The following is a 24,591-nucleotide window of genomic DNA, read 5'->3' as shown; positions in this document are numbered from 1 at the left end:
GACCCTCATGAGCACCACAGACGGCCTCGGCACCGACGGCACCATCCCCAACTCCCCCGACGGCCTCGCCGTCGGCTACGACCCCGACGGCTCCCACTTCAACCCCGAAGAAGACGCCACCACCACACCAGACAGCGACGCCGGCGACACCGATGTCGACGCTCTACCCGACGGGTCCGGCACGGACGCTGACAGCTCAGTCGAGGACGACGACGACACCGACACCGCGTCCGGCGGCGACGCCGACTAGCCCGCTCACGCGTAAGAAGAAGGGGACTCATCACCATCGAGAGGGAAACTGGGTCCCCTTCAAGCGACCAGACTCGTTCCCCTCATCCCATCGACCCGCAACGGCAGACCACCATCCACCTCCGAGCCTCGCGATCCGTGCCCACTGCGGCGGTCGACTCCAGGGTGTCGAGATGACGACACCGGGCCCGCGCGAGCTCCTGGGTGTCTGGGTCGAGTTCGAGGGCGCCGACGTGAACGTGATGTTCGAGCTGGGGGACCGTCTGCCGATGGAGCAGCCCGACGGTTGGTTTTCCTACGGCCTGCGCATCAGCAATGCGCGCGGCACGTTCGTGAAGTACTTTATCGCCCGGGTCACCCATGACCAAGCCACCGCGTACACCTTCGAGTTCGAGAGAGGCACGCACACCTACTACGACCCCAACCGGATCGAGTTTCGAGGCACCGTACTCCTCGCCCACTTCCCCAACTCAACCCTCGACCTCCCCCCGGGCGGATCGATCGCGGGGTTCGCGGTCATCGACGGCAACGACATCGCCGAAAACATCCGCACCTACGTCCTCGCATGACGGTGACCCGACCCTAGTAGCAGCGGCGTGCGACCACCCCGGGAACAGGCCTGCTCACTGCACGCGCGATCGTGGTGCTGAATCGTCCTACGGGAGGCCGTTTGTCAATGGCACTGCGGCGCTTCAGTGATCGGCGTACTCTCGCGGCAGCCTCGAATAGCGCCCTGCACCAGACCCGTGCCGCCCGCCCTGGAAGGTCGGGCTTACCCCCACCTCCACACCCACGGGTCTCGTCATCGGAGAAGCCTGTCATGGCCCTCGACCCCACCAGCCGCGCGCTCACCGACCTCATCGCGGCCCTCGCAGAACCCGGCGCCATCCATACCGGACTGGCTCAACACATCAGCGATCTCGCCGCCGACGTGCTCCACCATCACGAGCACCGCGTGAGGTTCCCCACGCTCGGATTCCCTTTCGCCGCCGTCAACGGTGTCAGCACTTCCCCGGACGAGTCACCAACAGCGAACCTCTGACAACGCACCAACCTGCGTGTAGTTGACGCTCAGCAGGAGCTCGTCCACTACACGGCGCAGAGCATCAGCACTGAGATCCGACTTCGCAGTCGTCTGAGGCCGTCTTGCGAGTCACTGCTCGCGGCACGGTGCGCGCAGATCCCTCGTGCGTAGCGTCGAGCGCCACCTCGTCGGCTGAGACCACCCGTGTTCGTGGGCCTTCTGCCGTGAGGGCAATGTGCCTATTGCCGCGTCCTGTCAGGCTCAGCGCACTCCGACGGCTTCGAGTCGTTCTGGGTTGTACCGAACGCTATACAGATCTCACTCAACCACGAAGGGGAGCTCATGTCCGACGTCAATTCGGGAGCGACGCGTCGACAGGTCGTGAAGGGCGCGGCCTGGGCCATGCCGGTCGTCGCTGTCGCGGTCGCGACGCCATCCGTCGCTGCGTCCACCGGTAGGACGATCACCTTCTCTCCGTCGGAGTATGTGAACCCGTCCGGCTTGGGCTACATCGCCTTGACCGGCTCCGTGTCCGCGAGCTCGACGGGCGCTTACCCGGCGCTGCTGTTGCTGACCTACAGCGATGGCTTCGCCGGACCCAACTCAGTCCCCGTTGCCGAAGACGGCACCTTTGTGGTGTCTGGTGTGACCTGCCCATCCGCGGTGCGCACCGGGACAGTCCTTGCGTCCGCCGACGGCTACACCAGTGGCGCCGCCAGCATCAGCGTCACCAACCCGCAGCCGCGCTCCGGCTCCATCAACTTCAATCCTGTGCAATACCGCGGAACCCGTAGCAGCGACCTCGTCCTCTTCCCGGCGATCACTGGAACCGTCGCCGTAACCGGCGGACCCCTGCCCGACACGGTCATCCTCAGCTTCTCCACCCCCTCACCGAACCGGGTCGATTTGCGCCGCGACGAAGGACCCACAGTCCCGATCGACCCCATCACCGGAAAGTTCACTGTCACCGGGGTCTACAACGCGATCGTCGGCGGCGACAACCCCTTCGGATTCATGTACGCCGGCGTCGACCACCCGGACATCACCTACGGCCTCGCCACTGCGGAACTCGACGGCTGACACGAAGACTCCGTGTTGGAGGGGGGCCATCACTAGGCCAGCCTTGACCGCACCCCTGAGGGAAGAAGCTAGTGGGGATCGTGCTCCGACTCATCGTGTTCCTCGATGACACCCCTTCGCCTGACGGATTGATCTGCGCCTTCCACGGCAACCGTCACAAACTCGCCACCGACATGGAGACCTGACAGTTCCTCCCCGTCGATCTCGACGCAGGGTCTTTCGCTCTGATAGCCGTCGCCCGCATCCGACAGCTGGAGTTCGAACGCATCGAAGACGAATCTGCGGAACAACTTCGCCGGCTCACCCTCGACCTCGACCAACCAGCCGACGCATCACTGATCCGGTAGCACCGCTACCGGTGCTGGCTTCACCTCAAAGAGACAGAGAAGAGCATGACTGCGGTAGAGCTTGCAAAGCAGCTGGTTGAACAGGCGGCCGGCCCGCTCTCCGATGCGGTCATGCGCAGTATCGGCCGCGACCTGGCGACGGTGAGCTTCGTCAGCGTACGCACTGATGTCGTCCGCCACATCGGCCGACGTCAACGAGAAGTGCGAGAGAGTATCCAGACCACCGGCGTGAACGTCTGGTTGCTTGATGAAAGCACCGCCATCGGACTCGCCCGCTCCGGCGTCCTGCTGTGCTCTACCAGCGGAATCTTCGTGCCCGCTACGGCCGCGGACCTCGCCTCCCACCGCACAGAAACCCAGCTGAAGGACTACCTCGCCCTCTCCCAACAGCTGATCACCGAGACGGCAGCACGCGAAAACTAGCGACTACTCAGACGGCGACGCACCTCAGCGCGGGCAGCCGCCGCGACCGCCGCATCAGGATCCCTCTGCAACAGGTTCAAGAGTACGGGTGACAGGCTCGGATCGCCGGCCAAATACCACCGAGCAAGATCACTCCCCTCCCGAGCCACCGACCCCGCATCCACGGACATCAGCCCCGTGGACGCAGGTGAAACGTCAGTTCGCTCGATCCGCAGATTCAGGTAGACGGGCAGTGGATGAGGATCAGAACGATCAACAGGCCGAACGTTGAACGACAACGCAGCATGTCGCCCGTTCCACAGGATCCAGTCGCTGTGGTAACCCGAGGTCGGCGACACCGGGCAACCGCGACCAGTCCACGTCATCCACGAAGCATCAACGCCCTGTCGACGCAGGCCCCTCGCCTTGAAACGAGCGACAAGATCCTGAGCCGCCGGATACACGTTCTCGGCCGACCCGAAGAAGAACAGGGACAGCGCCGGATCGACCCCGACAGATCGGGCATCCCAGGACGCATCAGACGCCCACCGCCACCGGCCGCCCTGCAACCCACGGACCCATGCCGCCGCTCCCAGCCCCTCTGCGAGCGACTCCACGTCACGCAGAAGCACACGATCAGTCGCCGCCATGGCTATGTCGACTACCCCGTCCAGAACCTCGCGCCACATCACACCCCAGTGAGCCACCACACCACGAAGCCGTCAACCCATGCACCCGAGATCGAAAATTGTCGTGACACAGCGGAATGCCGACGTCCGGAGGCATCACCTGCGTCTAGGCTCTCGTCGGTTCATCGGAGATGATGCGCCTCGACGAAGAAGGTGCCCGTGGACAACAGAACTGCGCAGGAACACGTTCACGATGCTTACGACCAGGCGGGTGAGTTCGGACGCGGTCGTCTGGTGTCGACGTTCACCATCCGCCACCGGCGAGGGCTCGACGCCGCCTTCATCCTCGACGGCGCCACCACCGACTTCCAGATCGGGATGGGCGCGGCATCCGAGGACTTCACCACCGTGCTAACCATCGGGCTGGACTCCACTAACGGGCGCCTCCGAGCCGTCTCCAACTGGACCGTCAACGGGTGCGACCTCCGCATCCCCACCCGAATCCTTCACCGCTCGCAGACGGTGATCGTCGTAGAAGCGGCCCCCCTCCCCCTCGATGGGCGGCCCGCGTCGCTCAAGTGCTGGTCTTTCCTGCGCCAGCAGTCCCTCGACCACTACTCCGACGTTATCGGACTCGTCTCCCCCGACCTCGCGGCGCTTCCGGCGGTCAGACTCACCACCCACCCACGACGATTCACGTCTCCACCAGCACCCTGATACCTCGACGCTCGCCGGTACGGCCCGGGCGTGAAAGCCAGGCCAGACAGAGCCTCGTGGTCCGGGCGTACCCCGGAACAGCGTCAAGCAACCCGGTCGAAGCGCACGCAGGAAGGTTCCTTTCGCCCCCTTCTGAGACTTGGCGCTGCGGCTCCTGTACTTCAACTGGACAGGTAGACGTCGGAGGCGGCAAATCAGGTCCGCGTGACGAGATGCGCGGCAAGTGGGACGCGGCATGGAAACCGTCGAAGTTCGACGAGCACCTCGCGCTCGCAGAGCTACACCCAAGCTCGGCCGCACCGCACCGGCTCACCATCGCAGAGACCCAGTCCAGTGGTCAGCCCGCGCCGACTTACGCCGCCGTTCGAGAGATCGTGCTTACCGTCGATCCCGTGCTCGTCATTCTCCCGTAGAGGTCACCAGTGTCATGCGGCGCGCAATCGCTCCTCTTCTTGAGATGAGGTCGGGATCGTCCGGTTCAGTGCGTGCGGTCTCGGAACCAGCGAGTCAACTCGCGTAGAGCCGGGAGCGTGAGGCTGGAGTCGGTATCGGTATCGAGGTCCTCAAAGGTGCGCCGGTATCCCGGGATGTCGTCTATCTCAGCCCGTCCTACGGTGGGATAGCCCATCGTCCAGGAGGGGAGCAGTCGACCGGTGAGCTGTTCGGACAGGAGGGTACGGACATCGTGGTGGCGGGGGTCAGCGGCGATGACGCTCATGCGCTCCTCGAGGACGCCGGTCGGGCCTTCAAGGAGCTGCAGGAAGCGGCCGTCGCGGTAGAGGAGCATTCCGGTCAATCCGAGGCGCTCGTTGTTGGTGCGGCTCTGCGCGAGAAGGCCGGCAAGGTCGACGTCCTGGAAGCCGGTCGCGCTGCGGCTGGAGTAGACAATCGAACGCAGAGCCTGGTCCCTGGAAGCGTCATCGGGGATCGAAGGAGGTGAAAGTTCCACCTTCTTACTCGATCATGATGTCGAAGAGCCCGCATCCCCCTTCCAGTGGTTCCATCTCCCTGGTAGCCGACGCGTCGATCACGACGTGGAGGGGTCGGCCGGCGGCTCCGGCAACAAGCGCAAGCCTCGGTTGCTGTTCGCTTCCTCCATCAGCGCACGCACCCAGGCCGCGTTGATGGTGACCTCGGCGGTGTTGCGGATGGTGAAGGTCAAAGGGGTGGAGGGGTGGGTCCAGAGCGTGAGCCGACCCCGCCCGAGGGTTGCGTCAGCGGGAATGTGGAATCCGAAGCCTTCTCCTCGGCGCAGCTTCGCGAGAATGACGACCTGTAGATGCGCCAGAGCACGGTCGCCGAAGGTGAAGGAAACGGGCGGGGATCCGTGGTGCAGCGTGCCCAAGAGGAGCGATGGTCCTTCCATGTCGGAGAAGCCACGATCCGGTGATCGAGCCTGCACAGCAGGCTAGGAACGACCACCGATATCCCCCGCGCAGACCGCTGACACACGCATGCTCGGACCCGTGCACGCGGAACCGGCTACGCGCCAGCCCCTGACGAAAGAGCGGGTTCCGGCGCACAGTGATCAGATGAAGCAGATCCACTACGCGAGCGCCTCCTTCCAAGTCGGAGACACGGTCGCTGACGCTCTTCTCTCATACGCGAAGGATCTCGCTGTCTGGGGCCGCACCGACAGCGTCGTCTTCCCCGTGCTTACCGAGAACGGCGACAGTACGACCGTCAGCTTGCTCCTGACACCATCCAGTCAACTGTTCATGACCGACACCACCGGCTCAGAAGAGGCTCCTGAGGAGGACGCGGTTGTCGCTGACATGCATCGGCGCCGCGACTGGTTGCATGCGACCCCTGTCGTCGGTGAGGACATCCGCGGCGGCGATGACCTCGTCTGGCTCGAGTTCCCCGACGCCGACACTCTTCCTTCCCTGGAGACCGCTCCGAGCGCCGCCTCCGCCGCCCGCACCGCACTCGCAGCAAACTCTCCCGCTGCCGGACCGCTCGACACTTCCGACGACCGTCCGCTCTCAATGGAGAACGGGATGGTCTTTACCGTCGTTTATGTCAGCACTCTCCTGGACACTCTCACCGACGCGGAGGTTCGAGAGCTTCTCGAGACCAGTCGCGCTCACAACACGGATTACGCCGTCTCCGGGATGCTCGTGTTCCGCGGCCGCAACGTCATGCAGCTACTCGAAGGCGACGAGACGACCGTCCGAGCGCTCTACGAACGCATCAGCGCAGACCCTCGCCACGAACACGTCGTCACCGTGTGGACAAGCATCCACGAGCAACGACGCTTCCCGGACTGGTCGATGGGCTTCGACGAACTCGACACCCCTTACGACGCGAGCACCACGACCAGCTCCTGGCCAGAACCGAACCTCACCGCTCTACCGGCAGCAACACCTGCAGAGCATCCAAGCAATGGACCAGACAACTACCTCGGCCGCCGCGCCCAAGCCCTCCGGCGTGCACTCGTCAGCGGGGACCGATTCGTCGCCAGCCTCGCGATCATCCTCCACGGCCACCGGCCGGAAAACGTCCTCAATACGGACACAGACACCATCATCCGACGCCGATGCGCTGAATGCCGGCCCTCTGCCGCGCCGGAGATCGACAGCTACCCTTGCTCAACCGCAAAGAATGCTATTTGGGCCCTCGAAGCAATCTAAGTTCATCAGCCCGACCGACGCCCCGACTGAATCCGGCCGGCAGCCGTTCCTCCGGAATCTTTGACCAGATTCTCGAAGAGAAGGTGTCCGGCGCCACCCGCACCGACCGACCCGCCCTCGCGGACTGCATCCGCTACGTCCGAGACGGCGACCGCGTCCGAGTCGCGTCGATGGACCGCCTCGCGCGCTCGTTGCGAGATCTCCGCGACGTCGTCGACGAGATCGTCGCGAAGGGCGCCTCCGTCGAGTTCATCAAGGAGCAGCAGACCTACGGACCCGGCGGAGACGACGCGCTCGGACAGCTGATGCTGCACCTGCTCGGCGCGTTCGCCGAGTTCGAGCGCTCCCTCATCCGAGAGCGGCAAGCCGAGGGTATCCGCATCGCGAAGGCCGCGGGGAAGTACACGGGCCGGCAACGCCGGCTCGACGCCGAACAGGTCGCTGTAGCTCGAGTGGACATCGCCGCCGGCGTCCCGAAGGCAGCCGTGGCACGCAAGCTCGGCGTCGACCGCGCCACCCTCTACCGAGCGCTGGCACTCCCCCAGCCTGACGAGCGCGCCGCGACCGAGATCTAGACCGGCGTCAGAACGCCTGCTTGTCAAACCCCTCCGGAGCCGTGTTCATCGGGTCTGCCCATTGGAGGCCGGCGGCGGCCGCGTGGGCCAAGCTCTCGAGGCCGGTGCCGAAGTAGCAGTACCCGTGGGTCGTCTCGATCTGCTGGTTCGGCGGCATCACCACGAGTCGCCAGTTGAAGAGCATCTTCCAGACCTCGACCGTGAAGGTTTCCGTCTCCTGCAGCCGGAAGCCGTTCTCCGTCCGCACGATCCTCTCCCCCGCGACGTCCACCTCTGAGCGCAGCTGCTGCTCGAGGTCGTTGAGAGCCTCGTCTCGGGTGCGCAGCATCGCCGTCTGATCCACCGTTCCAGTGTCCCGATAGCCGCCCCGGCACCGGGTATTTCATCGGGCGGGTCTTACGGGACACTGCCGCCCGCGCCGAAGCGCGGCGCATCCCGCTCGGTGAACTGATGCGGTGAGCGCCTCTCTACCGGACGCTCGAACTGAAAAGAAGGATGCCTGCATGACGCTGCGAACCGAGCTTGCGACCGAGCGAGAGTGGGCCGATGTGCGAACTGCGTTCGGACCTCGCGCCGAGAAGCCCGACTCCTGCTGGTGTCAGAGGTTCCGTCATCATGACCGCGCGACGAACGAGGACGCACTTCGCGCAGAGCTGCGCGATTCGTCTGTCCCGATCGGTGTGCTCGCTTATGCGGACGATCGGCCCGTCGGCTGGACCCGGGTCGTTCCCCGCCACACGCTCCCTGGCATCACCGGGAACACCGCGCTGACCCGCATTCTCGAGGAAGACCCTGCCGCCTGGTGGGTAACCTGCGTCAACCTCCGGAGAGAGGCCCGCGGCCGCGGTGTGGGTACCGCCCTCCTCCTCGCTGCCATCGAGCACGCTCGCGCCAACGGCGCATCTTTCCTTGACGGGCACCCCGTCGACGTCACCATGTCCACCACACGGCCCTCGCCCTCCGCGCTCTTCACCGGAACCGTGTCCACCTTCACCGCCGCTGGCTTCCACGAGATCGGACGCACCTCTCCCAGCCGACCGATCATGCGCACCAACCTCGGCTGACCAGTACCGCTGACCCGTCCCCCTCCGGGACGCCGCCTCACTGGCCCATCAGCTTGTGATCGGGTCCACCGCGGCTTCGGCAATACCGGTGGCGGCGAGGGCGGTCAGGAGCTCGACGACGGCCTGGGAGTCCTCATTGGCGTCGATAGCGGTGACTTTGCCCCAGCGCAGGGTGACGATGTGGACGCCGTGCTGGCGATAGGGGGTGCCGTCGGGAAAGGTCGCAGCGCCGGTCCAGCGGATGAACACGACCGTGCTCCACGGCCAGCCCTCCACCCACATGTCCGTCACGGTGAGGCGCAGTCCGGGGACGAGCCGGCCGAGGCGGTCGAGCCACAGCGCGAGGGCGGCCTTCGAGTGCCGCTGCCCACCAAGGGCGTGATCGCCGCCGAAGCGGTGGCTGATGTCGTCGGAGCAGGACGCCAGTAGCTCGGCGTGGCCGTGGGTGTTGATGAGGTCGAAGTTCCGGGCGGCGAGCCGCTTCACGAGCGCGTGGTACATGACGAGATGTCCTGTTCTGTCGAGGGTGACGGTCTGTCGAGAGGGGGCAGCGGGCTACGCGGCGAGGGCGGCGAGGAGTACGAGCAGGGCGGGCAGGACCGGGACGCCGAAGACGGCGCCGACTTGGCCGATGGACCCGATGGAGAGCACGGACCCGATGGAGCCGACGGAGAACAGCGACCCGATCGAGAGCGCGGAGGCGAAGGAGACGGCGCTAAAGAACGAGGCCGCGCTAAAAGCAGAGCCGAAGGACGCGGCGGAGGTAGCGCTGGCCGCGCTGGCTGCGGAGGCAATCGAGTCGCGGGAGGCGGCGGAGGCGAGCGAGCGGATGCTGCCGCGGGAGGCCTGCAAACGAGCAGAGGTGAGGTCGGTCATAGGGTGTCCTTCCATGGTTGACGGTGTCAAGCGGTCTTAGCATGATCTGTCGGGTTGACGGTGTCAAGCGCTGTGGCAGACTCGACTCGTGACCACTGAAACACCCTCCCCCGATACCCGCGCCCGCCTCGTCTCCGCCGCCCGGGTCGAATTGGTCGAGCAAGGCCTAGCCCGCGTGAGCCTGCGCGCTATCGCGCGGCGGGCGGAGGTGTCCCACGCTGCGCCGAAGTACTTCTTCGGCGATCGGGCAGGGCTGCTGACCGCCGTCGCCGTGGAGGGGTTCGCGGACCTGGCCGCTCGGCTCCGCGAAGCGGAGGAGGCCGGTGGTCTACTGCTCGGTCAACTGGGGCGCGTCTACGTGCGGTTCGGGCTGGAGAACCCGGCGCTGTTCGAGCTTATGTTCCGCCCGAGTGAACTCCATCCGGAGGACTCCGCCCTGCGTGACGCTCAGGCGGAAAGCATCGCCCTCCTCGCCTCGGCGACCGGCTCCGACGACGTAGGGGAACCGGCGCCAGAGGGGACACCGCCGCCGATGGCGCTGGTGAGCTGGGCGTTCGCACACGGCCTGGTCGCCCTGGTCCGCGAAGGCGCATTGCAGAGCGCGGCGGGCGGGCGGGATGCAGCCGCCCTCGCCGATGACCTCATCGACCTGTTCGACCGCGCCTTCCACTGAGAAAAGATCGGCACGGGCGGCCTGTGCGCGCCTGCACCGGCAATCAAGCGATCCCTCGACAGGCCATTCATGGGTCCCGGTAGACGATCCCTGAACGGGAGGCCCGCAGAGGCGTCGACGTGAGCGCCCTGCGAATTCCAGACGCCGGCGGCTCAGGGTGCGCTGTCGACGACGGTGGTCGTGACGGCGGTGTACTGCTCCGCGGTTCCGGCGGGGATCGCGCCTTGGTCGGAGGAGGTGAGGGTCCGCTCTCCGATGAAGAGTCCTGTCGTGGGGTCGATGACGATCTCGGGGACGTTCACGTCGGCGTCGAGGCTGAAGGCGATGCCGGTCCGGCCGTCGAGAACGGCGCTCCTGTCGGCGATGCGGATTCCGGGGATCATCGCCAGAGCGCGGTAGAGCGTGGAGCGCTCTGCTCCGGCCAGCATGCCGGACCGTAGAAGCTCCGCCGCGCCCGAGAGCACACCCGCATCGGTCCCGTCGCCCCACGGGAGTCGGCGCAGCGCGGCCAGCGCCTCCCTAGGATCGGTCGGCAGCGGCTCCTCGGTGACCTCGCCGCCGAGTTCGGCGGCGTGCGCGAAGTCACCCTCGGGATCCTTCGTGGTCTGCACGACTCCGCTCTGCGCGGTCGAAGCCCAGTCGCGCTCGGCCGCCGTTCGCGACGCCTCGCCGTAGAACGCGGTGGCCGGCTCAGCAGTGACCCGCTGCACCCAGTCGGTGTCGGCGTCGGCGGGGATGAATACCTCGGTGATGCTTGGGGCGAGGTAGGCGGTGTAGTCGCCGTCGGCGTCGACCTCGTACGCGAGGTAGGCGGCCTCCGTCGTGATCTTGAGATATTGACCAGCACCGACGATCGGATCCTCCACGGTGATGGTCGCATCGGCCGCAGTCCGCAACGCCTCAGACGCCTCCGCACTGCCCGCCCCCGGGTCGAGAACGACGACCCCGAGAACGAGGGCGGCGGCGAGAGGAACGGCGACGAGCCCAGTGATCAGCGCGCCTCGCGCCCGAGCCGGCCCGGGTGCGGTGCTCTGCTCGACCGTCTCGACGAGGAGGCGGCGGAGAGCCGTGGTCTGGTCCTGTCCGGGGGATGTCATCGTCGTCCACTCGTTCCTGTCGGGCTGGTCGTGCTAATCGCGCTCGTCGTGGTCGTGGGGAGGGAGGGCGCTCGGAGGCGAGCGGCGAGAGCCTTCTTCGCGCGGTGCAGGCGCGACTTGATGGTCCCCGGGGGCACGCCAAGCGCTTCTCCGGCCTCGACCTCGCTCAAGCCCTCGATGACGCAGAGGGTGATCACGTCGCGATGGTGCGACGCCAGGTCTCGAAGGGCGGCGACCGCGGGGCCCTCGTCGAGCAGCTCATCCGGGCTGGCGACCCCAGCCGACCGGGGAACCCGCTCGAGGAGGGCTCGGTACCGGCGAGCCGACCGGGAGACATTCCGCGAGGAGTGCGTCGCGGTCACCAGTAACCATGGCAGCAGCGACCCCTTCACGAAGCGCACGCTCGCGCGCTTCCGCCACGCCTCGAGAAACGTGATCCCCACCACATCCTGGGCGTCATCGACACTCGGCACCAGTGCGAGGCTGTGACGGAAGACGCGGGACTGATGCCGATCGAAGACACGCGCGAACGCTTCGCCGTCTCCCGATCGGGCAGCGCGCCACTCATCGGCGTCGCTTGCGGGGATGCTCATACCTGAAGTGTCCGGAACCGCCAGGAAGGTTCCACTCCATCGAAAGTGACCCACAAAATGATTCTCTACCGGTGTTCTAGCAGCTCAGCGGTGCTGCACCCAGATATTCGGCTTGACGTAGATCCCCTTGTCCGCGTCGCGGTCTACGCACAGCCTCGAGAGGCCGTCGGGGATCACGTTCTCCCCTGACGCCGGCAGGACCATCCCGGTCCACTCTTCCCACTGGGCGACGCTGCCGGTCATCACCTGCGACCAAGGAGCGACGTCGAGGACCGTCGCGCCCATACGGACGTGCGTGCGCAGCCAGGTCCACCGGCAGCCCGTCCTCCCTGGGCCACGCCGCGTAGATGTCGATCGGGGTCAGCGGGTAGTGCGGCTTCGTCGTCGGGCGCAGCGGCACGATCACGTGGTCGCAGCCGGCGGTGACACTGAGGTCGCAGAACGCGCCGAGTAGCGTCCCGGCGAGCGCGAGCGACCCGGAGCGGTTGAAACAAATTCGGAGTGGGCGGCGAGAACGGGCACAGCGTCTCGGACCGCGGCCGCATTCCTGCGGCGGTTCAGGAAGCGTACGACGACGCCCACTAGGGCGGCGTCACCGTTGACGCTTGGATGAGCGGCGCCACGGATAGCCCCCGGCGGGCCGCGAAACGGAGAGCGCGCCGGGGGCTACTGGCGGTCCCTCAGCCACCCGGGGCGAGTGGCGGGGGTCCGCCGCGGCGAAGCCGGGCACTCCCAGCCCCACGGTAGAGCGGTTCGCGCGTTGGGGGCAGTCCCAGTCCGGTGTCACAGTGGCGCCATGGCCACTCCCCGCCAGCGGCTCGTGCTGCCTTCCGTCGTGCGTTGCGGAGCAGGTAGGCGGTACAGCGGGTGATGTGTGAGTTGATCGACTAACAGGGCGCTCGGGATGCGGCGTGAGGCGAGAGCGCGGGGCAGGGTGTTTGTCACGGCCTGCACACGACGGGCTGGAGTAGCTGAATCGGAAGCATCGGCGAGAGGACAGGGACTATGAGTACCTACACCCGCAGCACGAACACGACGAAGACCGCGCGACGAGGACTCGGAGCACTCGCCGCGGCAGCAGCTCTCGCGCTCGGCGCGACTCTCGTGCCCGCAGCGGCAGCATCCGCGGACGACTTCTACACCGACGACGAACTGCAGAAGATCTGCAACAACGCACCAACCAGTCAGACCAAGGGCTCGGAGGGCGACTGCACGTTCGAGGTGCAGAGCGAGGGCGAGCAGCACGTCGAGTGGCTGCGGTACGGCGAGCCGGTCAGCAACTGCAACGCCGGCACGACCACGGGCATCAAGTCGACGATCGGTAATGTCCGCTCGTTCTCCGAAACGTGGAAGGCCGGAGGTGGTGTCGGACTGGAGCTGTGGGAGGTGTTGAAGATCGAGGGAGGCGGTGAGTACTCGCAGACCCGCACCGTCACCAACGAGCGCCGGGACGAGATCACCGCGAACCCTGGCCGCAAGGCCGCGGTCACCCTGGGTACCGGATTCGTTGACCAGACTGGTCGTATCCGCGTGGACATCAACGTATACGAGACCAACAACGACGGCAGCGTCCTGGTGGGTACCGAACCGCACTACATCGACAACGTCACCCGCACCGTCCCTAACGGTTACACCGAGAAGGGCCAGGACGAGGTCGGCTGCGACGAGGACTTCCGCGTCCCCGCCTGATCCAGTCGGCACCGACAACGGTGTGCTCGCCGAGCGATATCGGCGAGCACACCGTTCTCAGTCAAATGGTTCCGACGGCAGCGGTGGCGCCTCGAGCGCACGACGGCTTCGGGTCCGCGGAACGCGCGGGACGATGACTCCCTTAACGAACGCCATGGTCACCAGCGCGGTCCGGTTCGGGGCCTTCCACGCCTTCATCAATCGCGATAAATGCCACCCCACGGCCTGCTTGCTGTAGCTTGTGGCTTTCGCGATGCCCTCGTTCGAGAGCCCGTAGGCCGTGAGAGTCAGCATCCGCTCCTCGGCTTCCTCGAGCTCCGAATCCACGACGACGAGCTCCACCGGACCGGGCGGTCTCGATACGTCCCCCGCGTCATGCGCCGCCATCTGAAGGGACGGGCCTGCCGTTGGCGGGGACAGGTGCCCGGTCCACGCCTCGATCCAGCACGACCCCAGTTCGTGAGCGACATGCGTCGCCCGCGCCATCGCAAGCACCGCACACCGCGCATCGATCCTCGTCGAGGTCTGCAACACCAGCGAGAACACCCGCAGCGCAGGAACCGCGCCGCGCAACGCGACGCCCAGACGCACCTCCGGGTCGGCGGCGGAACGCGCCGCGACACCGCGAAGCTTCTCCAAACACTCGACGGAGAGCAGCTCCCCCAATTCCACCGCACGCAACGCAGCAGGCAGCACGAGAGGCACGATCTCCCGGTAGCGCCGCTGCAACCACGCCCAATGTTCGCCAGGAACATGATCGGCGACAGCAGACAGCAGCAGAGACGAGAACTCGTCCACCCGCTCATGCAGCCCCAACCCCAACGGCTCAAACGCGGCAACGGCGAACCCGCCACTCTCAGATGCCACGACGCCGATCTCCCCACCTCAAGCGCGCCAACGACGTCGCCACCCGCAGGCTAACGGCCCCCGCAGACCAAACCGTTCTCGAGTGGCGAATGTACTCGTCAGCACGCTTGCAAGCGCCGGCACGGCTCCTTGGACCTGAGCTGGTTCTTCGCGTAATGAACGGCATCCTCGTTGTTGTTCACTTCGACGGAGGTGCTGGCTTCCCGATCCGGTCGATTGCTTCGGTGGCAGTGGCTGTCGGAAGGGGAAGGGTGATGGTGGCGATGGTTCCCTGGGGGTGTCGATTGTGAAGGGCGAGGTGACCGCCGAGGTCGCGGATCCGGAGTGCGTGTGAGGCGAGCCCGATGTGGCCGGCTTCGATGTGGGTCTTGCTGTTGGTGGTCGTGAGGCCGCAGCCGTTGTCGCTGACGGTGAGAGTGACTTCGTGAGTGGTGCCGACGAGGTCGAGGATGATGTGGGTGGCTTGGGCGTGTTTGTCGGCGTTGGCGAGTAGTTCTCTGGCTGCTGCGTAGAGCACGTAGGCGAGGTCGTCCTCGAGGTGTGGAAGTGCGGTGATTGTCACTGTTGTGAGGGGGCGTCCGGGGCGTCGGGTGAGTTCGAGGATTGCCGTTTCGAGACCTAGTTGGGCGAGTACCTGGGGGTGCAGGGTCGCGACTGCTCCGCGCAGTTGCTGGGTGGTCGTGCTGAGGAGGCGGGCGGCGGCGGCGAGCTGCGCCTGGTCGGCTGCGTTCGGCTGGAGGCTTTCGAGTAGGCGGCGGGCGGCGATGACGTCCTGGAGGGGGCCGTCGTGGAGGTCGTCCGCGAGGCGCGCAGCGTGCTGTTGCTCGGCGGAGATCATCCGTGCGGTGAGGCTTTCTTGGAGGGACCTGGTCTCGGCGTCGGCGAGGGCTCGGCGGGCGAGGACGAGGGCGAGCCCGGTGGTGGTGAGGGTCATCCAGATCAGGAGGAGGAAGTGGAGCCAGACGATGCCTGTCACGGTGGGTCCGCCGTTGACGGCCAGGTTTTGGTGCCAGACGACCGCGTAGCTGCCAGCGATGAGGGTGCCGACTACTGCTGTCAGCGCGGGCCGGTAGTAGAAGACGGTGAAGATCGGGTACAGGTAGAAGACGGGGGTGATGTACGAGGTGACGCCATCGGAGCTGACCGCCATCACGGCGAGCAGCCCCAAGTCTGTGAGCACGCTCGCGGGCCCCGCCCACCGAGGGATGGGGCGACGGTACGACCACCACACGCTGAGAAGCGCCCAAGCTCCGAAACCCATGACGAGCAACGGGTATCGGGCGTCGGGGGCATCAGGATCATGAACGACCACGCCGAGCACGCTCAAGGGCACCACCAACAGCGCTCGAAGCATCGAAGTGACCCGGTGCACGGACGCGGTGGTCGCTATATCGGCGGTGAAGAGAGGTCGGATCCGGGCGGTCACTGCAGGATCCCTCGCCGCATGGCTTCGGCGACGGCTGCTCCGCGGTCGTTGACGCCGAGCTTCTCGTAAAGCCGCTGCAGGTACGTCTTCACGGTCGAAGGAGCCAAATGCATGGTCAGCGCGATCGAGGGGGCCGATTTCCCCGCAGCGATCGCCGTGAGGATCTGCTGCTCACGGGGGCTTAGATCGATTGTGGGGGCGCTGCTGCGGCGGTGCCGCACTTGCTCCATCAGCGCGGGAACGAACTCGTCAGGAAGAACATCAACGCCGTCTGCTGCTGTATGGATCGCTGCGACGATCGTCGCGCGATCGGCGTCCTTGGAGAGAAAGCCTGCCGCGCCTCTCTCGACACAGCGGAACATGATGGCCGGTTCGGTGTAGGCGGAGAGCACGAGGACGCGAGTCGGGATCCCCCGGCGTCGTACCGTCTCTGCGACGGCGGCTCCGTCCAAACCCGGCATCCGGAAGTCGGAGAGCGCCACGGCGGGCCGATGCACCGCGATCATCTCGACCAGCCCGGGCCCGTCGTCGGCCTCGGCGACAACATCGATTCCGCCCGAGGACGTCAGTAGGTGTACCAGTCCTGCGCGTACGACCGGATGGTCATCTCCCACCACCACTGTGATCACGCAGTCTCCCACCGCCACGGCAAAGATCCCGTTCCCGCCGGGACCACTCTGCTCATCACGGACCAGGACGGCAAGGCGCACACGGACCTGTCCTCCGATCGGTCGACCGTCCCTGTCGTCCCCGGGGTGACGTCGATCCGCGGACAGACACCGCGACGCATCGTTTCTAAGGTGAGCCGCGCACCCAGATACTCCGGGACGCTCACACCCGAGCTGATCCGTGCACTGATACCTCAGCGAGGAGACCCGATGAAACCGAATGTCAGCCGTCGATCAGTGGTCACAGCCGCCTGGACGACACCTGTCATCGTCGCGGCAATCAGTGCTCCCGCCGCATCAGCGTCCGCGACGCTCAAGCAGTTATCGGTGCGCTCTGCAGGCCCAGAGTTGTACTCCCAGGGGACCCGCATCTCCTTCTACATCTTCTGGGTCACGAACCTGGGCGACGCGACCATCCCCGCCGGAACACTGACGGTGTCACTGAAAGAAGGCCCCGATTTCTGGTTCTCCGGGTTCAGCGGCCTCGCCGGCACGTGGGACTACGGCCCCCTCACCGACGACACCCTCTCGTTCGTCTACTACTTGGACGTCCCACCGGGTACCGCCGGAAACGAGGACGACGAAACCTACCCGCTGCTGATGTATCTGGAGAGCAGCCTCCCGGAGGACACTCAGCCGCCCGCTTCTGCCACCTTCGTCGTCACGGCGCCCGGCTACGAACCGTCAGTCCTGACCTTGCTCGTCCCCTACTGACTTGTGCCGTCGGCATCGACCCCTCCAACACGCGCTGACTCCTCGACAACCACAACAGGAAGCTCCCGATGATCACCCTTCGCAAACCTGCTACACCCTCTTCGTCTGCCCCTTCTCGCCTCTCACTCATCGTCCTGACCGCAGCACTCACGCTGGGAGCGGTCGTCGCGCCAACAGCATCAGCGCAGGCCGCGCCTCGAATCGTCGTCGTCTCCGGCGACATCACCACCGATACGATCTGGAGCAGAGCCGACGCGGACGTCTACCTCGTGGACTCTCGCCCCACAGTCGCCGCCGATGCGCAGCTCACCATCACCGAGGGCGTCGTCGTGAAATTCATGCCCTACGCCGGCCTGGAAGTCGAGGGATCTCTCGTCTCGGCCGGTACCGCTGACGCGCCGGTGGTCCTCACGGCCGCGTCCGACGACACGGTCGGCCCTGCCATCGACACTGCCTCCGCCCCGCCTCGCTCGGACTACTGGAACGGTATCGGCACAGGTTTCGGCGGTATCTCCCTCGCCCTCGACCACACCGACATCCGCTACGCAGGCATCGACGCCGTCAGCGAACTCCGACTCACGAACTCCTCTGTCACCGGCACCACCGTCGGCGTCATCGCGCGCGGTCATGGCGACGCCACTGTCACCGACTCATCCATCGACGGCGACCTCCAAATTCACCGCTTCGGATGGCAGCAGCCGGCGGCCCCGACCTCAGCGACGATCACCGGGAACACCCTCACCGGCGGGCGCCTCGAAGTCTCAGCTGCCTACTCCGGACCCTTCACCGTCCGCAACAACACCGTCATCGGCGCCACCTTTGACCCCGAAGAGCCACTCGGCCTCCAACCCGCGATCGCTCTCTCCGCCCCCAACCTGCACCCGCGCGACTTCGCCACGAACACCGCGACCGATGGGGACCGTGACTACATCGCACTAGAAGGCAGCCTCGCGGAATCCTGGACGGTCCCCACCCGAGGTCTGCGATACGAGATCGGAGGACTCGGACTCACCGACACAGCAGGGCTCACTGTTCCTCGCGGCGTCACCCTCACCCTCCCTGCCAGCGCCGCCCTCACCGTCCGCCCGGATTGGCGAGGTCCCGCCTTCACCATCGACGGTCGACTCGTGGCAGCTGCAACACCCTCCCGACCAGCAACGATCACCTTCGCCGGAGACACCGGCCCCGCAAGCACCATCATCACCGTCCGCGGATCAGGCGCTGCCGCCGCCTACGGACTTTCCCTCGTCGGCATCCCGATCGCGAACACCGCAGGCACCTTTGGTACCGCCAAGCCCACCTGCGCCTACCTGGTCACCGCCAGCCAGGCCGCGCAGCGCTGCCGCTGAGAAGCTCCCCGCAGAAAAGAACTCCCTCCATTGACTTGCACTGCACGGATCGCACCTCGTCCGAACGACGACGTGTCGCGAACGTATGCGACGGCGGGTCTACTGTGGCGGTGCGGCCGAGAAGCGGGGGCTTCGATGACGCCGCGCAGCGCAATGCCGTGGGTACTCCGGGCGCGCTGCCGCTCTCGGCCCTGAATCACGGCAGAGCCGAGAGCACCCCACTCCACCTCGATCTACTGAGGAGTCACAAATTCGGAGTGGTGTATCGGTCGCGTCGCCTGCAGCCACCGATCACTTCGGGTGAATGTCGTCGTTGTCGGCCAGAAGCGTCGCCGTTGTCGGCCAGAAGCGTCGCCGTCCTCTGCAACAGGACGGCGAGGCGTACGTCGATGTCGTCGTACCCGTCGGCGAGATCCTGCAAGGAGTGCGACGTTGAGGGTGTCAGGCGTGGCCGGAGATAGTTGTCGGCCGGGAGCAGGGTCGCGTTCTGGCGGTGCGCGGTGATGGTCGACATCGCCCGAGTGCTGAGCGGACGTTGCGGATTGAGCCAACCGTGCTGATCGATGGCAGGCAGAAGAGTCGGCGCTGTCCGCCAGTCATCCGGAACGGCGGTGGCGCAGTCGTGGGCATCGCTGTGAAGAGTGGGGTCGAGTATCTCCCGGACGCTGTACCGGAACCCCAATGCGGCCGGCCCCAGAGCGCGTAGCCACCGGGTCATCACGCATCGCCAGCATGAAGCCGCATCGTCCACGCCTTCGATGATCGCGCCGGCGATGGTGAAGGGCTCCTCCACCGCGATATCCGTTCCAACGACCAATCGAGCCTGGGCTCGAGTGAGATGAAGTTGGTCGAGTAGGAGCAGCAGGAAAGCGTCCCGGCGGCCAATCAGACCCGCCGGATAGCGGGTGATTGGGATCGCCTGCAACGCGTGCGTGGCACTCGCCCAGCCAGCGCCGACCCGGACAGCTGGAGTAGGTTCCGTAGTCGCGACCGGGAATGGCGCATCGAGAAGAAGGTGGCCAAGACGCAGTGCCCGCACTCGCGTGATCGCCGTGCCGGGTGCCGCTGGAACAGCAGCAAAGAACCGCCCCAGTTGCGCCAACGTCGCCGGAACCGCGACCGCGTCGGTCGCCGCGCACCAATCCAGATACAACTGCCATGCCGCGCGGCTCGAAACAGGCAGCTGCTCGAGGATGTCGACGGGGGTCATAGACCCAGCGCCGTCACCGCGTTGCCGGTCAGAGGGTCGCGTTCACGGGCATAGATTTCCACGGTCGCGGCGGAGCGGTGTCCGGTCTGGCGCATCACTGCGTGTGTGGTCGCTCCTTGGCGCAGGGCCTCTGTGACAAATCCGGCCCGCAGTGAGTGCGCGCTGTAGCGGGCGGGGTCGAAGCCGACTGCGCTGACGCGGCGTTTGACGATCAGGTTCACCGACTGCGAGGCCAGCGCGTTCTCGGTGGGCAGGCCGCTCTTGTGCATCCGCCGCAACAGCGGTGTGCCTCCGTGAAGAGCCGGAACAATGCCGCGGCACAGGTGCACCGTCGGGTCATCGGTGAACAGCACTCGCATGACCGCGCTGCGCCCCTCCTCCGCTGCTGCCAGAATCCGTAGCCAGCGCATCCAGGCGCAGGGGCCGCAGGTGAGCGGTTCCCGCCCGCACGGGACCGCCTTAATCAGGCCCTTCCCGACCTGGTCGGTCTTCGAGCGCCGCACCCACACGTGCAGTCCGTCCTCGCGATGCCGGACGACGTCCTCCACTCGGAGGTCGGTGAGTTCGCTGCGCCGGAACGCCCCGGCCCAGCCGAGTAGGAGGAGCAGCCGGTCTCTGACGCCGGCGGCGCCGTTGGGCCAGGTGGTGACGTCGATGCGGTCCAGGACAGCTTGGATATCGCTGAGCACGAGCGGGTCCGCTTGCCGGATGGGGCGTTGACGGTCGCGGCGGATGCCCTGCAGCGTTCGGGTGACCAGAGCGCTGTGCCCGGGGAGAGGAAGGTTCTGCTCGGCGTGGGCAGCGTTAATCGCGGCCAGCGCGCGCGCGAGGGTCGACGGTGCGTACCGCCACTCCCCCGCCGCGTTCAGGAGCCCGGCGCGGTCGGCCAGATACTCGGCGACCGTCTGCGGTGACGCCGGCAGATGAGGCCGACCGGCCGCCGCGCACCAGGCCACAAACGAGCGCAGGTCCCCCTGGTAGGCGCGCCGGGTGTTCCCCGCGATAGACGCCTCCCCCAGCTGCAGGACGGCGGCAGACACCTCCCCTACAGCCGACGCCGGCGCAACGACGACCCGTGCTTGATCGTCCTCAAGCTCACGCATCAGGAGACTCGCGGTGCGCCGAGGATCTGGCAGGCGCGGCAGGCACTGTCGCGAGAGGCCGCGTCGGCAGCGCCCTGCGGGCAGGTCCCGTGATTGCGGTGGGGCACCCGCCCATCAGCGACCTGCTCGAGTAGCCGAACTCGATCGACGAGCTGTGGCATAGGGGTCCGCAGTAAGGCCGTGGACCGCAGGAGAACACTCCAGTCGGGCGCCTGTTCAGCGTCGAACCACTCCGCGGTGCGCACCTGGTGAACCTCGAGCGCGATCGCCTCGAGATCCAGTGGTGCAGCCAGAAGGCCCTCGAAGGGCCCGTCGAACTGATCCTCGAGCCTCACGGCCGCCTCCTCGCCCTCGAAACCGCCTCGAACGTCATCGAGCGCTCATCGGAGCCTAGTAGCGGTAATCGCAATTATCGTGATCCTAAATTTAGACCCATGATGTGACCATTTACCCACCCGAGGTCTGTGAAACGCACTAGGCAGGTCCGGCGTGCTCGTCTCGATTCTCACCAACCACTCCTCCGAGAACGCACGCTATGTCGACCCCGTTCACTGGCGGACGCATCGACCAGATCCGCGACCCTCGGTGAAGCTCACGTCGAAGGAAGGTGGCCGGATTTCCCTCGTCCGCGCGAGAGAGCCGTCGCGACGCTCGACACCAGCGCCCGGGTGCAAGGCAGTGCCACCGCCTGACCACCGGCGCGACACTTTCTTCAAAGTCTGTTACTTACAGACCAACGGACTTTCGGATTTCCGCCTCCGACGCGCCCGCGATCCGGTCGCTCTCCCTGAGAAGAAGGTCGATCGCCACCCGGATGAGGGTGTTCTCCGTGATTCGTTCCGTTCCGGCAGGCCTGGTTCGAGTTAGCCGACGTGCATGTGCGGTCAGTGCGGTGTACTGATCGTCTCGTACCCTCGTCTCCTTCCTGGCGAAGGACCGGTAGCCGGCTTCCCCCGCCGGCGCCTGACGAGATGCAGGAGCCTCTTCCACCCGTGCGGACCTCGACGGCTCGGCGGACTCCGCCGGCTCCGTTGCTGCCACAGGTGGAGTGGGCGACGATTCCCCCTGGCGGGGCGTGGAAAGCATCGCGCTGAGATCTTGGCGGGCCATCAGGAGCTCCTCGGGGTCGAGTGCGCCCAGATGGAGGTGAGCTCCAGGGCGACTGCGTTGTAGTCGTAGATCGCGTTGGCGGTCTGTCTGGTGTCGGGGTATTGCGTTACCACGTCCCCGGTGAGAGGTGAGTCACTGATTGATTTGTACTGCCGTATGTGCTGCTTGAAGCGAGGGAGCCCAAGACTGACATCCACCAGCTTGACCCAGTCTTCAAGGAGGTTCGGAACACGCATGTCCACCTTGCCGAGCAAGACCCGGTACGGAACGCCCCGTGGCTCGATGAGCTGGCTGATCGTGTTGCGCGTCGGATCGACAGCAAGCGCTTCTGGAACCATCGGCACGATCGCGAAGTCGGAGACGTCGAGAACGGCACCGAGGATCGCCGTGTCAGTCAGATTGCCTGGCGTATCGACGAAGACGACGTCGTACGGCAGTTCCCGCAGACGCGTGAGCGTGTTCGGGTCAGTGTTCTCCGCGAAATCGAAGGGCAGCTTCTCCCCCGCCCGAGCCGCCCACATGGTGGTCGACTGCTGAGGGTCGACATCGACCACCAGCACTCGTGCGTTCTTGGCAGCGACGGCCGCCAGGTTCATCAGGCTTGTTGTCTTCCCGACCCCGCCCTTCTGATTCGCCAGGGACACGATACGCATAAATGGTCCTCCCACTTCCGTAGTTACAGACTACCAAACTCCGGCGCGGCCGGCGACCCTGGAACTCTGTAACTTGCGAGTCAACAGCTCTTGCCCCTTCGTCGATGCGGCCGATCGCGATGCGAGCCAGCTTGGGCCGTTTAACCAACCTACAGACTTTGTGTCTTTGTACCTTCGGCGCCAAACCCGGTCGGCTCGGGTTCTCCGTCAAGTCGTCGAGAGCCATCTACGCCATACCGCGCACAAGTCCACCGCTGGGCGTGCTGCTCTGCACGATGCTCATCACAGGCCCTTCGACTTCCGTAGTTACAGACTACGGACCTTCGGATGACACGGATTCCGGAACTCTGTAACTTACGAGTGATTGATTCCTGTCCTTCGACGATGCGGCGGATCAAGACGCGTGCGAGCTCGTATTACATTGACAGACTTACAGACTCCGCATGTTTGTACCCTCCGCGCAAGGCTCGTGCCCGTCGAAGCCACCACGAGATCGCGCGCTCTTGCTCTGGCTGCAAACCACCAGCGAGATTCGGCCACTAACAGACTTACAGAGTCTGGACCTCTGTAGAAACCCCGACGCGTTCTGCAGAGAATGGAATCTTGCCGGGCCGGAAATGCGGATTGCAGAGTTCGTGACTTTGTTTCTTCCGTTCAACAGCCGAATCAGTGGTCTGCCCACGGCCGATATCTGCTCGACCAGCCATCCAACGCCCCACCGACGTGACATCAGTACAGACTTCGTAGATTCGGAGGTTGCAGAGTTCGGAACTTGAGCTAGGTCAATAGTCCGGAAGATCGCGTCTGCCGTAGTTACAGAGTTCGAGACTTCACAGCACGAAAGGGTTCGGACCAGCAGTCCGAGGCGTTGTAAGTCTGTGCATTTGGTAGTTACAGAGTTCGGAATTCACCACCAGGCGTTGCCTGCAACAAACGAGGCCAAGCTAGAGCTAGCGAACGTACGGCGTCGCCAGTGTGCCGCGCGGAGCGCGGTTCGCCCAGCGTGTTCTGGCATATAGAGAGAGCGAGCGGCGGCTCATCGCGCAAACGGGTCCTCTGTAGGTCCCAGCGAGCCCGAGACCATCTGCCCTCCGACCATGGCGTTTAGGAACCGAGTCGATGGCGGCCCAAAACCTTTGGTGTCGAAGGCTGTGTCGACCACGCCGAGAAACACGTGGGAGTTCTTGGGGGAGAGGTCGGTGAGGATGACGCCGACCCGACGATACGACCCCCTCGCGCAGACGAGCGCGCAGCGTCCTGGTCGCAACACGGGACGATCACCACCGGGTAGTCAGTGGGGACCGGGAAGCCGGCGAGCCCACCGCCGAAATCTTGCGGTGCGCCCGCGAACAACGACAACGAAGCGAACACGCTCCTTGTCACCGACCCGTGCGCCGGCCGCCGGTGGGAGGCGCGCTGCGCTCAGACGGACAGCACCTGCTCCCTCCTGATCAGCGCAGGGCCTGAGTCGCACAAGTCCGCCGGCTTACACGCGCCGCCCGACGTTCCTGGCGACCGCGGCGCGCACCGCTCAGCTGGTCCTCGCCGCTCGGCGACATCGCCGTCGACGCCGAACAAGGACCCGTCGACCAAGCGCACCTGCTGCCAGTCCGAGTAGCGGCCCAGCAGTTCGATCACCCGGCCGGTGAGTTCCGCGTACAGCTCGTCGATACTCGACCCTGCGCCCCCTTCGTGAGGCGGCCCGAGCGGATCAGCGGCTCGATCGTGGACCACGGCATGCCCGTTTTCCGTCCGGACATTTTTCACCTGATCCGCGCGCGCCAACACGCACTCGTCCTTGTTCGAGAGCACGACGATGGCCATCCGGCGAGCCTGGGGTCGA

The 24,591-nt window shown here is 65.7% G+C and carries 30 protein-coding genes; 14 read left to right on the top strand and 16 right to left on the bottom strand.

All coding sequences use genetic code 11. The features are described from left to right. Positions 1-7: 7 nt before the first annotated feature. The 4 genes from MT353_RS15590 to MT353_RS15575 all read left to right on the top strand — a co-directional run bounded on the left by MT353_RS15590 (position 8) and on the right by MT353_RS15575 (position 2,353). Entirely contained in the window at positions 8-250 is a 243-nt protein-coding gene (locus tag MT353_RS15590; protein ID WP_243625168.1) for a hypothetical protein, read from the top strand. A gap of 172 nt (positions 251-422) precedes the next feature. Then, a complete protein-coding gene (locus MT353_RS15585; RefSeq protein ID WP_243625167.1) occupies positions 423-818 on the top strand; it encodes a hypothetical protein in 396 nt (131 codons plus the stop codon). A gap of 251 nt (positions 819-1,069) precedes the next feature. Further along, on the top strand, positions 1,070-1,291 hold the full coding sequence (locus MT353_RS15580; RefSeq protein ID WP_243625166.1) for a hypothetical protein: 222 nt from the start codon (positions 1,070-1,072) through the stop codon (positions 1,289-1,291). 324 nt (positions 1,292-1,615) lie between these two features. Next, complete coding sequence (locus MT353_RS15575; RefSeq protein ID WP_243625165.1) at positions 1,616-2,353, top strand: hypothetical protein; 738 nt, start codon at positions 1,616-1,618, stop codon at positions 2,351-2,353. A gap of 68 nt (positions 2,354-2,421) precedes the next feature. Here MT353_RS15575 and MT353_RS15570 read toward each other — a convergent pair whose 3' ends face one another. After that, positions 2,422-2,673: a hypothetical protein gene (locus MT353_RS15570; protein ID WP_243625164.1), complete on the bottom strand. Its 252-nt coding sequence runs from the start codon at positions 2,671-2,673 to the stop codon at positions 2,422-2,424. Positions 2,674-2,745: 72 nt separating this feature from the next. Between MT353_RS15570 and MT353_RS15565 the strand changes: the two genes are divergently transcribed. Together MT353_RS15565 and MT353_RS15560 are read left to right on the top strand one after the other, a co-directional pair. Beyond that, entirely contained in the window at positions 2,746-3,123 is a 378-nt protein-coding gene (locus MT353_RS15565; RefSeq protein WP_243625163.1) for a hypothetical protein, read from the top strand. A gap of 827 nt (positions 3,124-3,950) precedes the next feature. After that, the gene (locus tag MT353_RS15560; RefSeq protein ID WP_243625162.1) at positions 3,951-4,448 is read left to right on the top strand and encodes a hypothetical protein; all 498 of its coding nucleotides are present in this window, start codon (positions 3,951-3,953) and stop codon (positions 4,446-4,448) included. 478 nt (positions 4,449-4,926) lie between these two features. On the opposite strand, the gene MT353_RS15555 is transcribed toward MT353_RS15560, so the two are convergent. Next, positions 4,927-5,397 (bottom strand): BLUF domain-containing protein, encoded by a 471-nt coding sequence (locus MT353_RS15555; protein ID WP_243625161.1) that lies wholly within the window; start codon positions 5,395-5,397, stop codon positions 4,927-4,929. 78 nt (positions 5,398-5,475) lie between these two features. Beyond that, positions 5,476-5,793 carry a hypothetical protein gene (locus MT353_RS15550; RefSeq protein WP_243625160.1) on the bottom strand — a complete coding sequence of 106 codons (318 nt, stop codon included), beginning with the start codon at positions 5,791-5,793 and terminating at the stop codon, positions 5,476-5,478. A gap of 187 nt (positions 5,794-5,980) precedes the next feature. On the opposite strand from MT353_RS15550, the gene MT353_RS15545 reads away from it, so the two are divergent. Then, entirely contained in the window at positions 5,981-7,081 is a 1,101-nt protein-coding gene (locus tag MT353_RS15545; RefSeq protein WP_243625159.1) for a BLUF domain-containing protein, read from the top strand. A gap of 26 nt (positions 7,082-7,107) precedes the next feature. Beyond that, complete coding sequence (locus MT353_RS15540) at positions 7,108-7,656, top strand: recombinase family protein (protein WP_279400834.1); 549 nt, start codon at positions 7,108-7,110, stop codon at positions 7,654-7,656. A 7-nt stretch (positions 7,657-7,663) separates the two neighbouring features. Here MT353_RS15540 and MT353_RS15535 read toward each other — a convergent pair whose 3' ends face one another. After that, positions 7,664-7,999 carry a hypothetical protein gene (locus MT353_RS15535; protein ID WP_243625157.1) on the bottom strand — a complete coding sequence of 112 codons (336 nt, stop codon included), beginning with the start codon at positions 7,997-7,999 and terminating at the stop codon, positions 7,664-7,666. Between the two features lie 160 nt (positions 8,000-8,159). Between MT353_RS15535 and MT353_RS15530 the strand changes: the two genes are divergently transcribed. Continuing rightward, positions 8,160-8,720, top strand: a complete 561-nt coding sequence (locus tag MT353_RS15530; RefSeq protein WP_243625156.1) for a GNAT family N-acetyltransferase — start codon at positions 8,160-8,162, stop codon at positions 8,718-8,720. 48 nt (positions 8,721-8,768) lie between these two features. Here the strand turns inward: MT353_RS15530 and MT353_RS15525 are convergent, their stop codons facing one another. Further along, a complete protein-coding gene (locus MT353_RS15525; protein WP_243625155.1) occupies positions 8,769-9,221 on the bottom strand; it encodes a nuclear transport factor 2 family protein in 453 nt (150 codons plus the stop codon). Between the two features lie 139 nt (positions 9,222-9,360). Here MT353_RS15525 and MT353_RS15520 point away from each other — a divergent pair, with 139 nt between their 5' ends. Together MT353_RS15520 and MT353_RS15515 are read left to right on the top strand one after the other, a co-directional pair. Then, positions 9,361-9,636: a hypothetical protein gene (locus MT353_RS15520; protein WP_243625154.1), complete on the top strand. Its 276-nt coding sequence runs from the start codon at positions 9,361-9,363 to the stop codon at positions 9,634-9,636. A 48-nt stretch (positions 9,637-9,684) separates the two neighbouring features. Next, positions 9,685-10,269 (top strand): TetR/AcrR family transcriptional regulator, encoded by a 585-nt coding sequence (locus tag MT353_RS15515; protein ID WP_243625153.1) that lies wholly within the window; start codon positions 9,685-9,687, stop codon positions 10,267-10,269. 152 nt (positions 10,270-10,421) lie between these two features. On the opposite strand, the gene MT353_RS15510 is transcribed toward MT353_RS15515, so the two are convergent. The 3 genes from MT353_RS15510 to MT353_RS15500 all read right to left on the bottom strand — a co-directional run bounded on the left by MT353_RS15510 (position 10,422) and on the right by MT353_RS15500 (position 12,244). Continuing rightward, complete coding sequence (locus MT353_RS15510; protein WP_243625152.1) at positions 10,422-11,366, bottom strand: hypothetical protein; 945 nt, start codon at positions 11,364-11,366, stop codon at positions 10,422-10,424. Beyond that, positions 11,363-11,959, bottom strand: a complete 597-nt coding sequence (locus tag MT353_RS15505) for an RNA polymerase sigma factor (protein WP_243625151.1) — start codon at positions 11,957-11,959, stop codon at positions 11,363-11,365. Before MT353_RS15505 ends, MT353_RS15510 begins: the two co-directional genes overlap by 4 nt. Positions 11,960-12,043: 84 nt before the next feature. After that, positions 12,044-12,244, bottom strand: coding sequence for a hypothetical protein (locus tag MT353_RS15500; protein WP_243625150.1), 201 nt, complete (start codon positions 12,242-12,244; stop codon positions 12,044-12,046). A 720-nt stretch (positions 12,245-12,964) separates the two neighbouring features. Here MT353_RS15500 and MT353_RS15495 point away from each other — a divergent pair. After that, positions 12,965-13,648, top strand: coding sequence for a hypothetical protein (locus MT353_RS15495; protein WP_243625149.1), 684 nt, complete (start codon positions 12,965-12,967; stop codon positions 13,646-13,648). A 57-nt stretch (positions 13,649-13,705) separates the two neighbouring features. Here MT353_RS15495 and MT353_RS22025 read toward each other — a convergent pair whose 3' ends face one another. The 3 genes from MT353_RS22025 to MT353_RS15480 form a co-directional block, all read right to left on the bottom strand. After that, the gene (locus tag MT353_RS22025) at positions 13,706-14,515 is read right to left on the bottom strand and encodes a LuxR C-terminal-related transcriptional regulator (protein WP_243625148.1); all 810 of its coding nucleotides are present in this window, start codon (positions 14,513-14,515) and stop codon (positions 13,706-13,708) included. Positions 14,516-14,693: 178 nt separating this feature from the next. Further along, positions 14,694-15,941, bottom strand: coding sequence for a sensor histidine kinase (locus MT353_RS22020; protein WP_243625147.1), 1,248 nt, complete (start codon positions 15,939-15,941; stop codon positions 14,694-14,696). Further along, positions 15,938-16,651 carry a response regulator transcription factor gene (locus tag MT353_RS15480; protein ID WP_243625146.1) on the bottom strand — a complete coding sequence of 238 codons (714 nt, stop codon included), beginning with the start codon at positions 16,649-16,651 and terminating at the stop codon, positions 15,938-15,940. Before MT353_RS15480 ends, MT353_RS22020 begins: the two co-directional genes overlap by 4 nt. A 168-nt stretch (positions 16,652-16,819) precedes the next feature. On the opposite strand from MT353_RS15480, the gene MT353_RS15475 reads away from it, so the two are divergent. Further along, complete coding sequence (locus MT353_RS15475) at positions 16,820-17,323, top strand: hypothetical protein (protein ID WP_243625145.1); 504 nt, start codon at positions 16,820-16,822, stop codon at positions 17,321-17,323. A 68-nt stretch (positions 17,324-17,391) separates the two neighbouring features. After that, entirely contained in the window at positions 17,392-18,672 is a 1,281-nt protein-coding gene (locus tag MT353_RS15470; protein WP_243625144.1) for a hypothetical protein, read from the top strand. Positions 18,673-18,916: 244 nt separating this feature from the next. On the opposite strand, the gene MT353_RS15465 is transcribed toward MT353_RS15470, so the two are convergent. The 5 genes from MT353_RS15465 to MT353_RS15445 form a co-directional block, all read right to left on the bottom strand. Continuing rightward, positions 18,917-19,882 (bottom strand): hypothetical protein, encoded by a 966-nt coding sequence (locus MT353_RS15465; RefSeq protein ID WP_243625143.1) that lies wholly within the window; start codon positions 19,880-19,882, stop codon positions 18,917-18,919. Then, positions 19,879-20,985, bottom strand: coding sequence for a site-specific integrase (locus MT353_RS15460; protein WP_243625142.1), 1,107 nt, complete (start codon positions 20,983-20,985; stop codon positions 19,879-19,881). Before MT353_RS15460 ends, MT353_RS15465 begins: the two co-directional genes overlap by 4 nt. Next, positions 20,985-21,320, bottom strand: a complete 336-nt coding sequence (locus MT353_RS15455; protein ID WP_243625141.1) for a hypothetical protein — start codon at positions 21,318-21,320, stop codon at positions 20,985-20,987. Before MT353_RS15455 ends, MT353_RS15460 begins: the two co-directional genes overlap by 1 nt. Before the next feature lie 774 nt (positions 21,321-22,094). Beyond that, on the bottom strand, positions 22,095-22,748 hold the full coding sequence (locus tag MT353_RS15450) for a ParA family protein (RefSeq protein WP_243625140.1): 654 nt from the start codon (positions 22,746-22,748) through the stop codon (positions 22,095-22,097). A gap of 1,422 nt (positions 22,749-24,170) precedes the next feature. Beyond that, positions 24,171-24,572 carry a hypothetical protein gene (locus MT353_RS15445; protein ID WP_243625139.1) on the bottom strand — a complete coding sequence of 134 codons (402 nt, stop codon included), beginning with the start codon at positions 24,570-24,572 and terminating at the stop codon, positions 24,171-24,173. Between the last annotated feature and the right edge of the window lie 19 nt (positions 24,573-24,591).

Source organism: Rathayibacter sp. VKM Ac-2927, assembly GCF_022815525.1.
GTDB lineage: Bacteria > Actinomycetota > Actinomycetes > Actinomycetales > Microbacteriaceae > Rathayibacter > Rathayibacter festucae.
This window is presented reverse-complemented; position numbering and strand designations above follow the sequence as displayed.

Excerpts from the sequence above, each read along its gene's own strand:
- MT353_RS15590 (WP_243625168.1), top strand. The coding sequence starts at position 8 with ATGAGCACCACAGACGGCCTCGGCACCGACGGCACCATCCCCAACTCC.
- MT353_RS15585 (WP_243625167.1), top strand. The coding sequence starts at position 423 with ATGACGACACCGGGCCCGCGCGAGCTCCTGGGTGTCTGGGTCGAGTTC.
- MT353_RS15580 (WP_243625166.1), top strand. The coding sequence starts at position 1,070 with ATGGCCCTCGACCCCACCAGCCGCGCGCTCACCGACCTCATCGCGGCC.
- MT353_RS15575 (WP_243625165.1), top strand. The coding sequence starts at position 1,616 with ATGTCCGACGTCAATTCGGGAGCGACGCGTCGACAGGTCGTGAAGGGC.
- MT353_RS15565 (WP_243625163.1), top strand. The coding sequence starts at position 2,746 with ATGACTGCGGTAGAGCTTGCAAAGCAGCTGGTTGAACAGGCGGCCGGC.
- MT353_RS15545 (WP_243625159.1), top strand. The coding sequence starts at position 5,981 with ATGAAGCAGATCCACTACGCGAGCGCCTCCTTCCAAGTCGGAGACACG.
- MT353_RS15530 (WP_243625156.1), top strand. The coding sequence starts at position 8,160 with ATGACGCTGCGAACCGAGCTTGCGACCGAGCGAGAGTGGGCCGATGTG.
- MT353_RS15525 (WP_243625155.1), bottom strand. The coding sequence starts at position 9,221 with ATGTACCACGCGCTCGTGAAGCGGCTCGCCGCCCGGAACTTCGACCTC.
- MT353_RS15520 (WP_243625154.1), top strand. The coding sequence starts at position 9,361 with ATGGAGAGCACGGACCCGATGGAGCCGACGGAGAACAGCGACCCGATC.
- MT353_RS15510 (WP_243625152.1), bottom strand. The coding sequence starts at position 11,366 with ATGACATCCCCCGGACAGGACCAGACCACGGCTCTCCGCCGCCTCCTC.
- MT353_RS15505 (WP_243625151.1), bottom strand. The coding sequence starts at position 11,959 with ATGAGCATCCCCGCAAGCGACGCCGATGAGTGGCGCGCTGCCCGATCG.
- MT353_RS15500 (WP_243625150.1), bottom strand. The coding sequence starts at position 12,244 with ATGGGCGCGACGGTCCTCGACGTCGCTCCTTGGTCGCAGGTGATGACC.
- MT353_RS15495 (WP_243625149.1), top strand. The coding sequence starts at position 12,965 with ATGAGTACCTACACCCGCAGCACGAACACGACGAAGACCGCGCGACGA.
- MT353_RS15475 (WP_243625145.1), top strand. The coding sequence starts at position 16,820 with ATGAAACCGAATGTCAGCCGTCGATCAGTGGTCACAGCCGCCTGGACG.
- MT353_RS15470 (WP_243625144.1), top strand. The coding sequence starts at position 17,392 with ATGATCACCCTTCGCAAACCTGCTACACCCTCTTCGTCTGCCCCTTCT.
- MT353_RS15465 (WP_243625143.1), bottom strand. The coding sequence starts at position 19,882 with ATGACCCCCGTCGACATCCTCGAGCAGCTGCCTGTTTCGAGCCGCGCG.
- MT353_RS15460 (WP_243625142.1), bottom strand. The coding sequence starts at position 20,985 with ATGCGTGAGCTTGAGGACGATCAAGCACGGGTCGTCGTTGCGCCGGCG.
- MT353_RS15450 (WP_243625140.1), bottom strand. The coding sequence starts at position 22,748 with ATGCGTATCGTGTCCCTGGCGAATCAGAAGGGCGGGGTCGGGAAGACA.
- MT353_RS15445 (WP_243625139.1), bottom strand. The coding sequence starts at position 24,572 with ATGGCCATCGTCGTGCTCTCGAACAAGGACGAGTGCGTGTTGGCGCGC.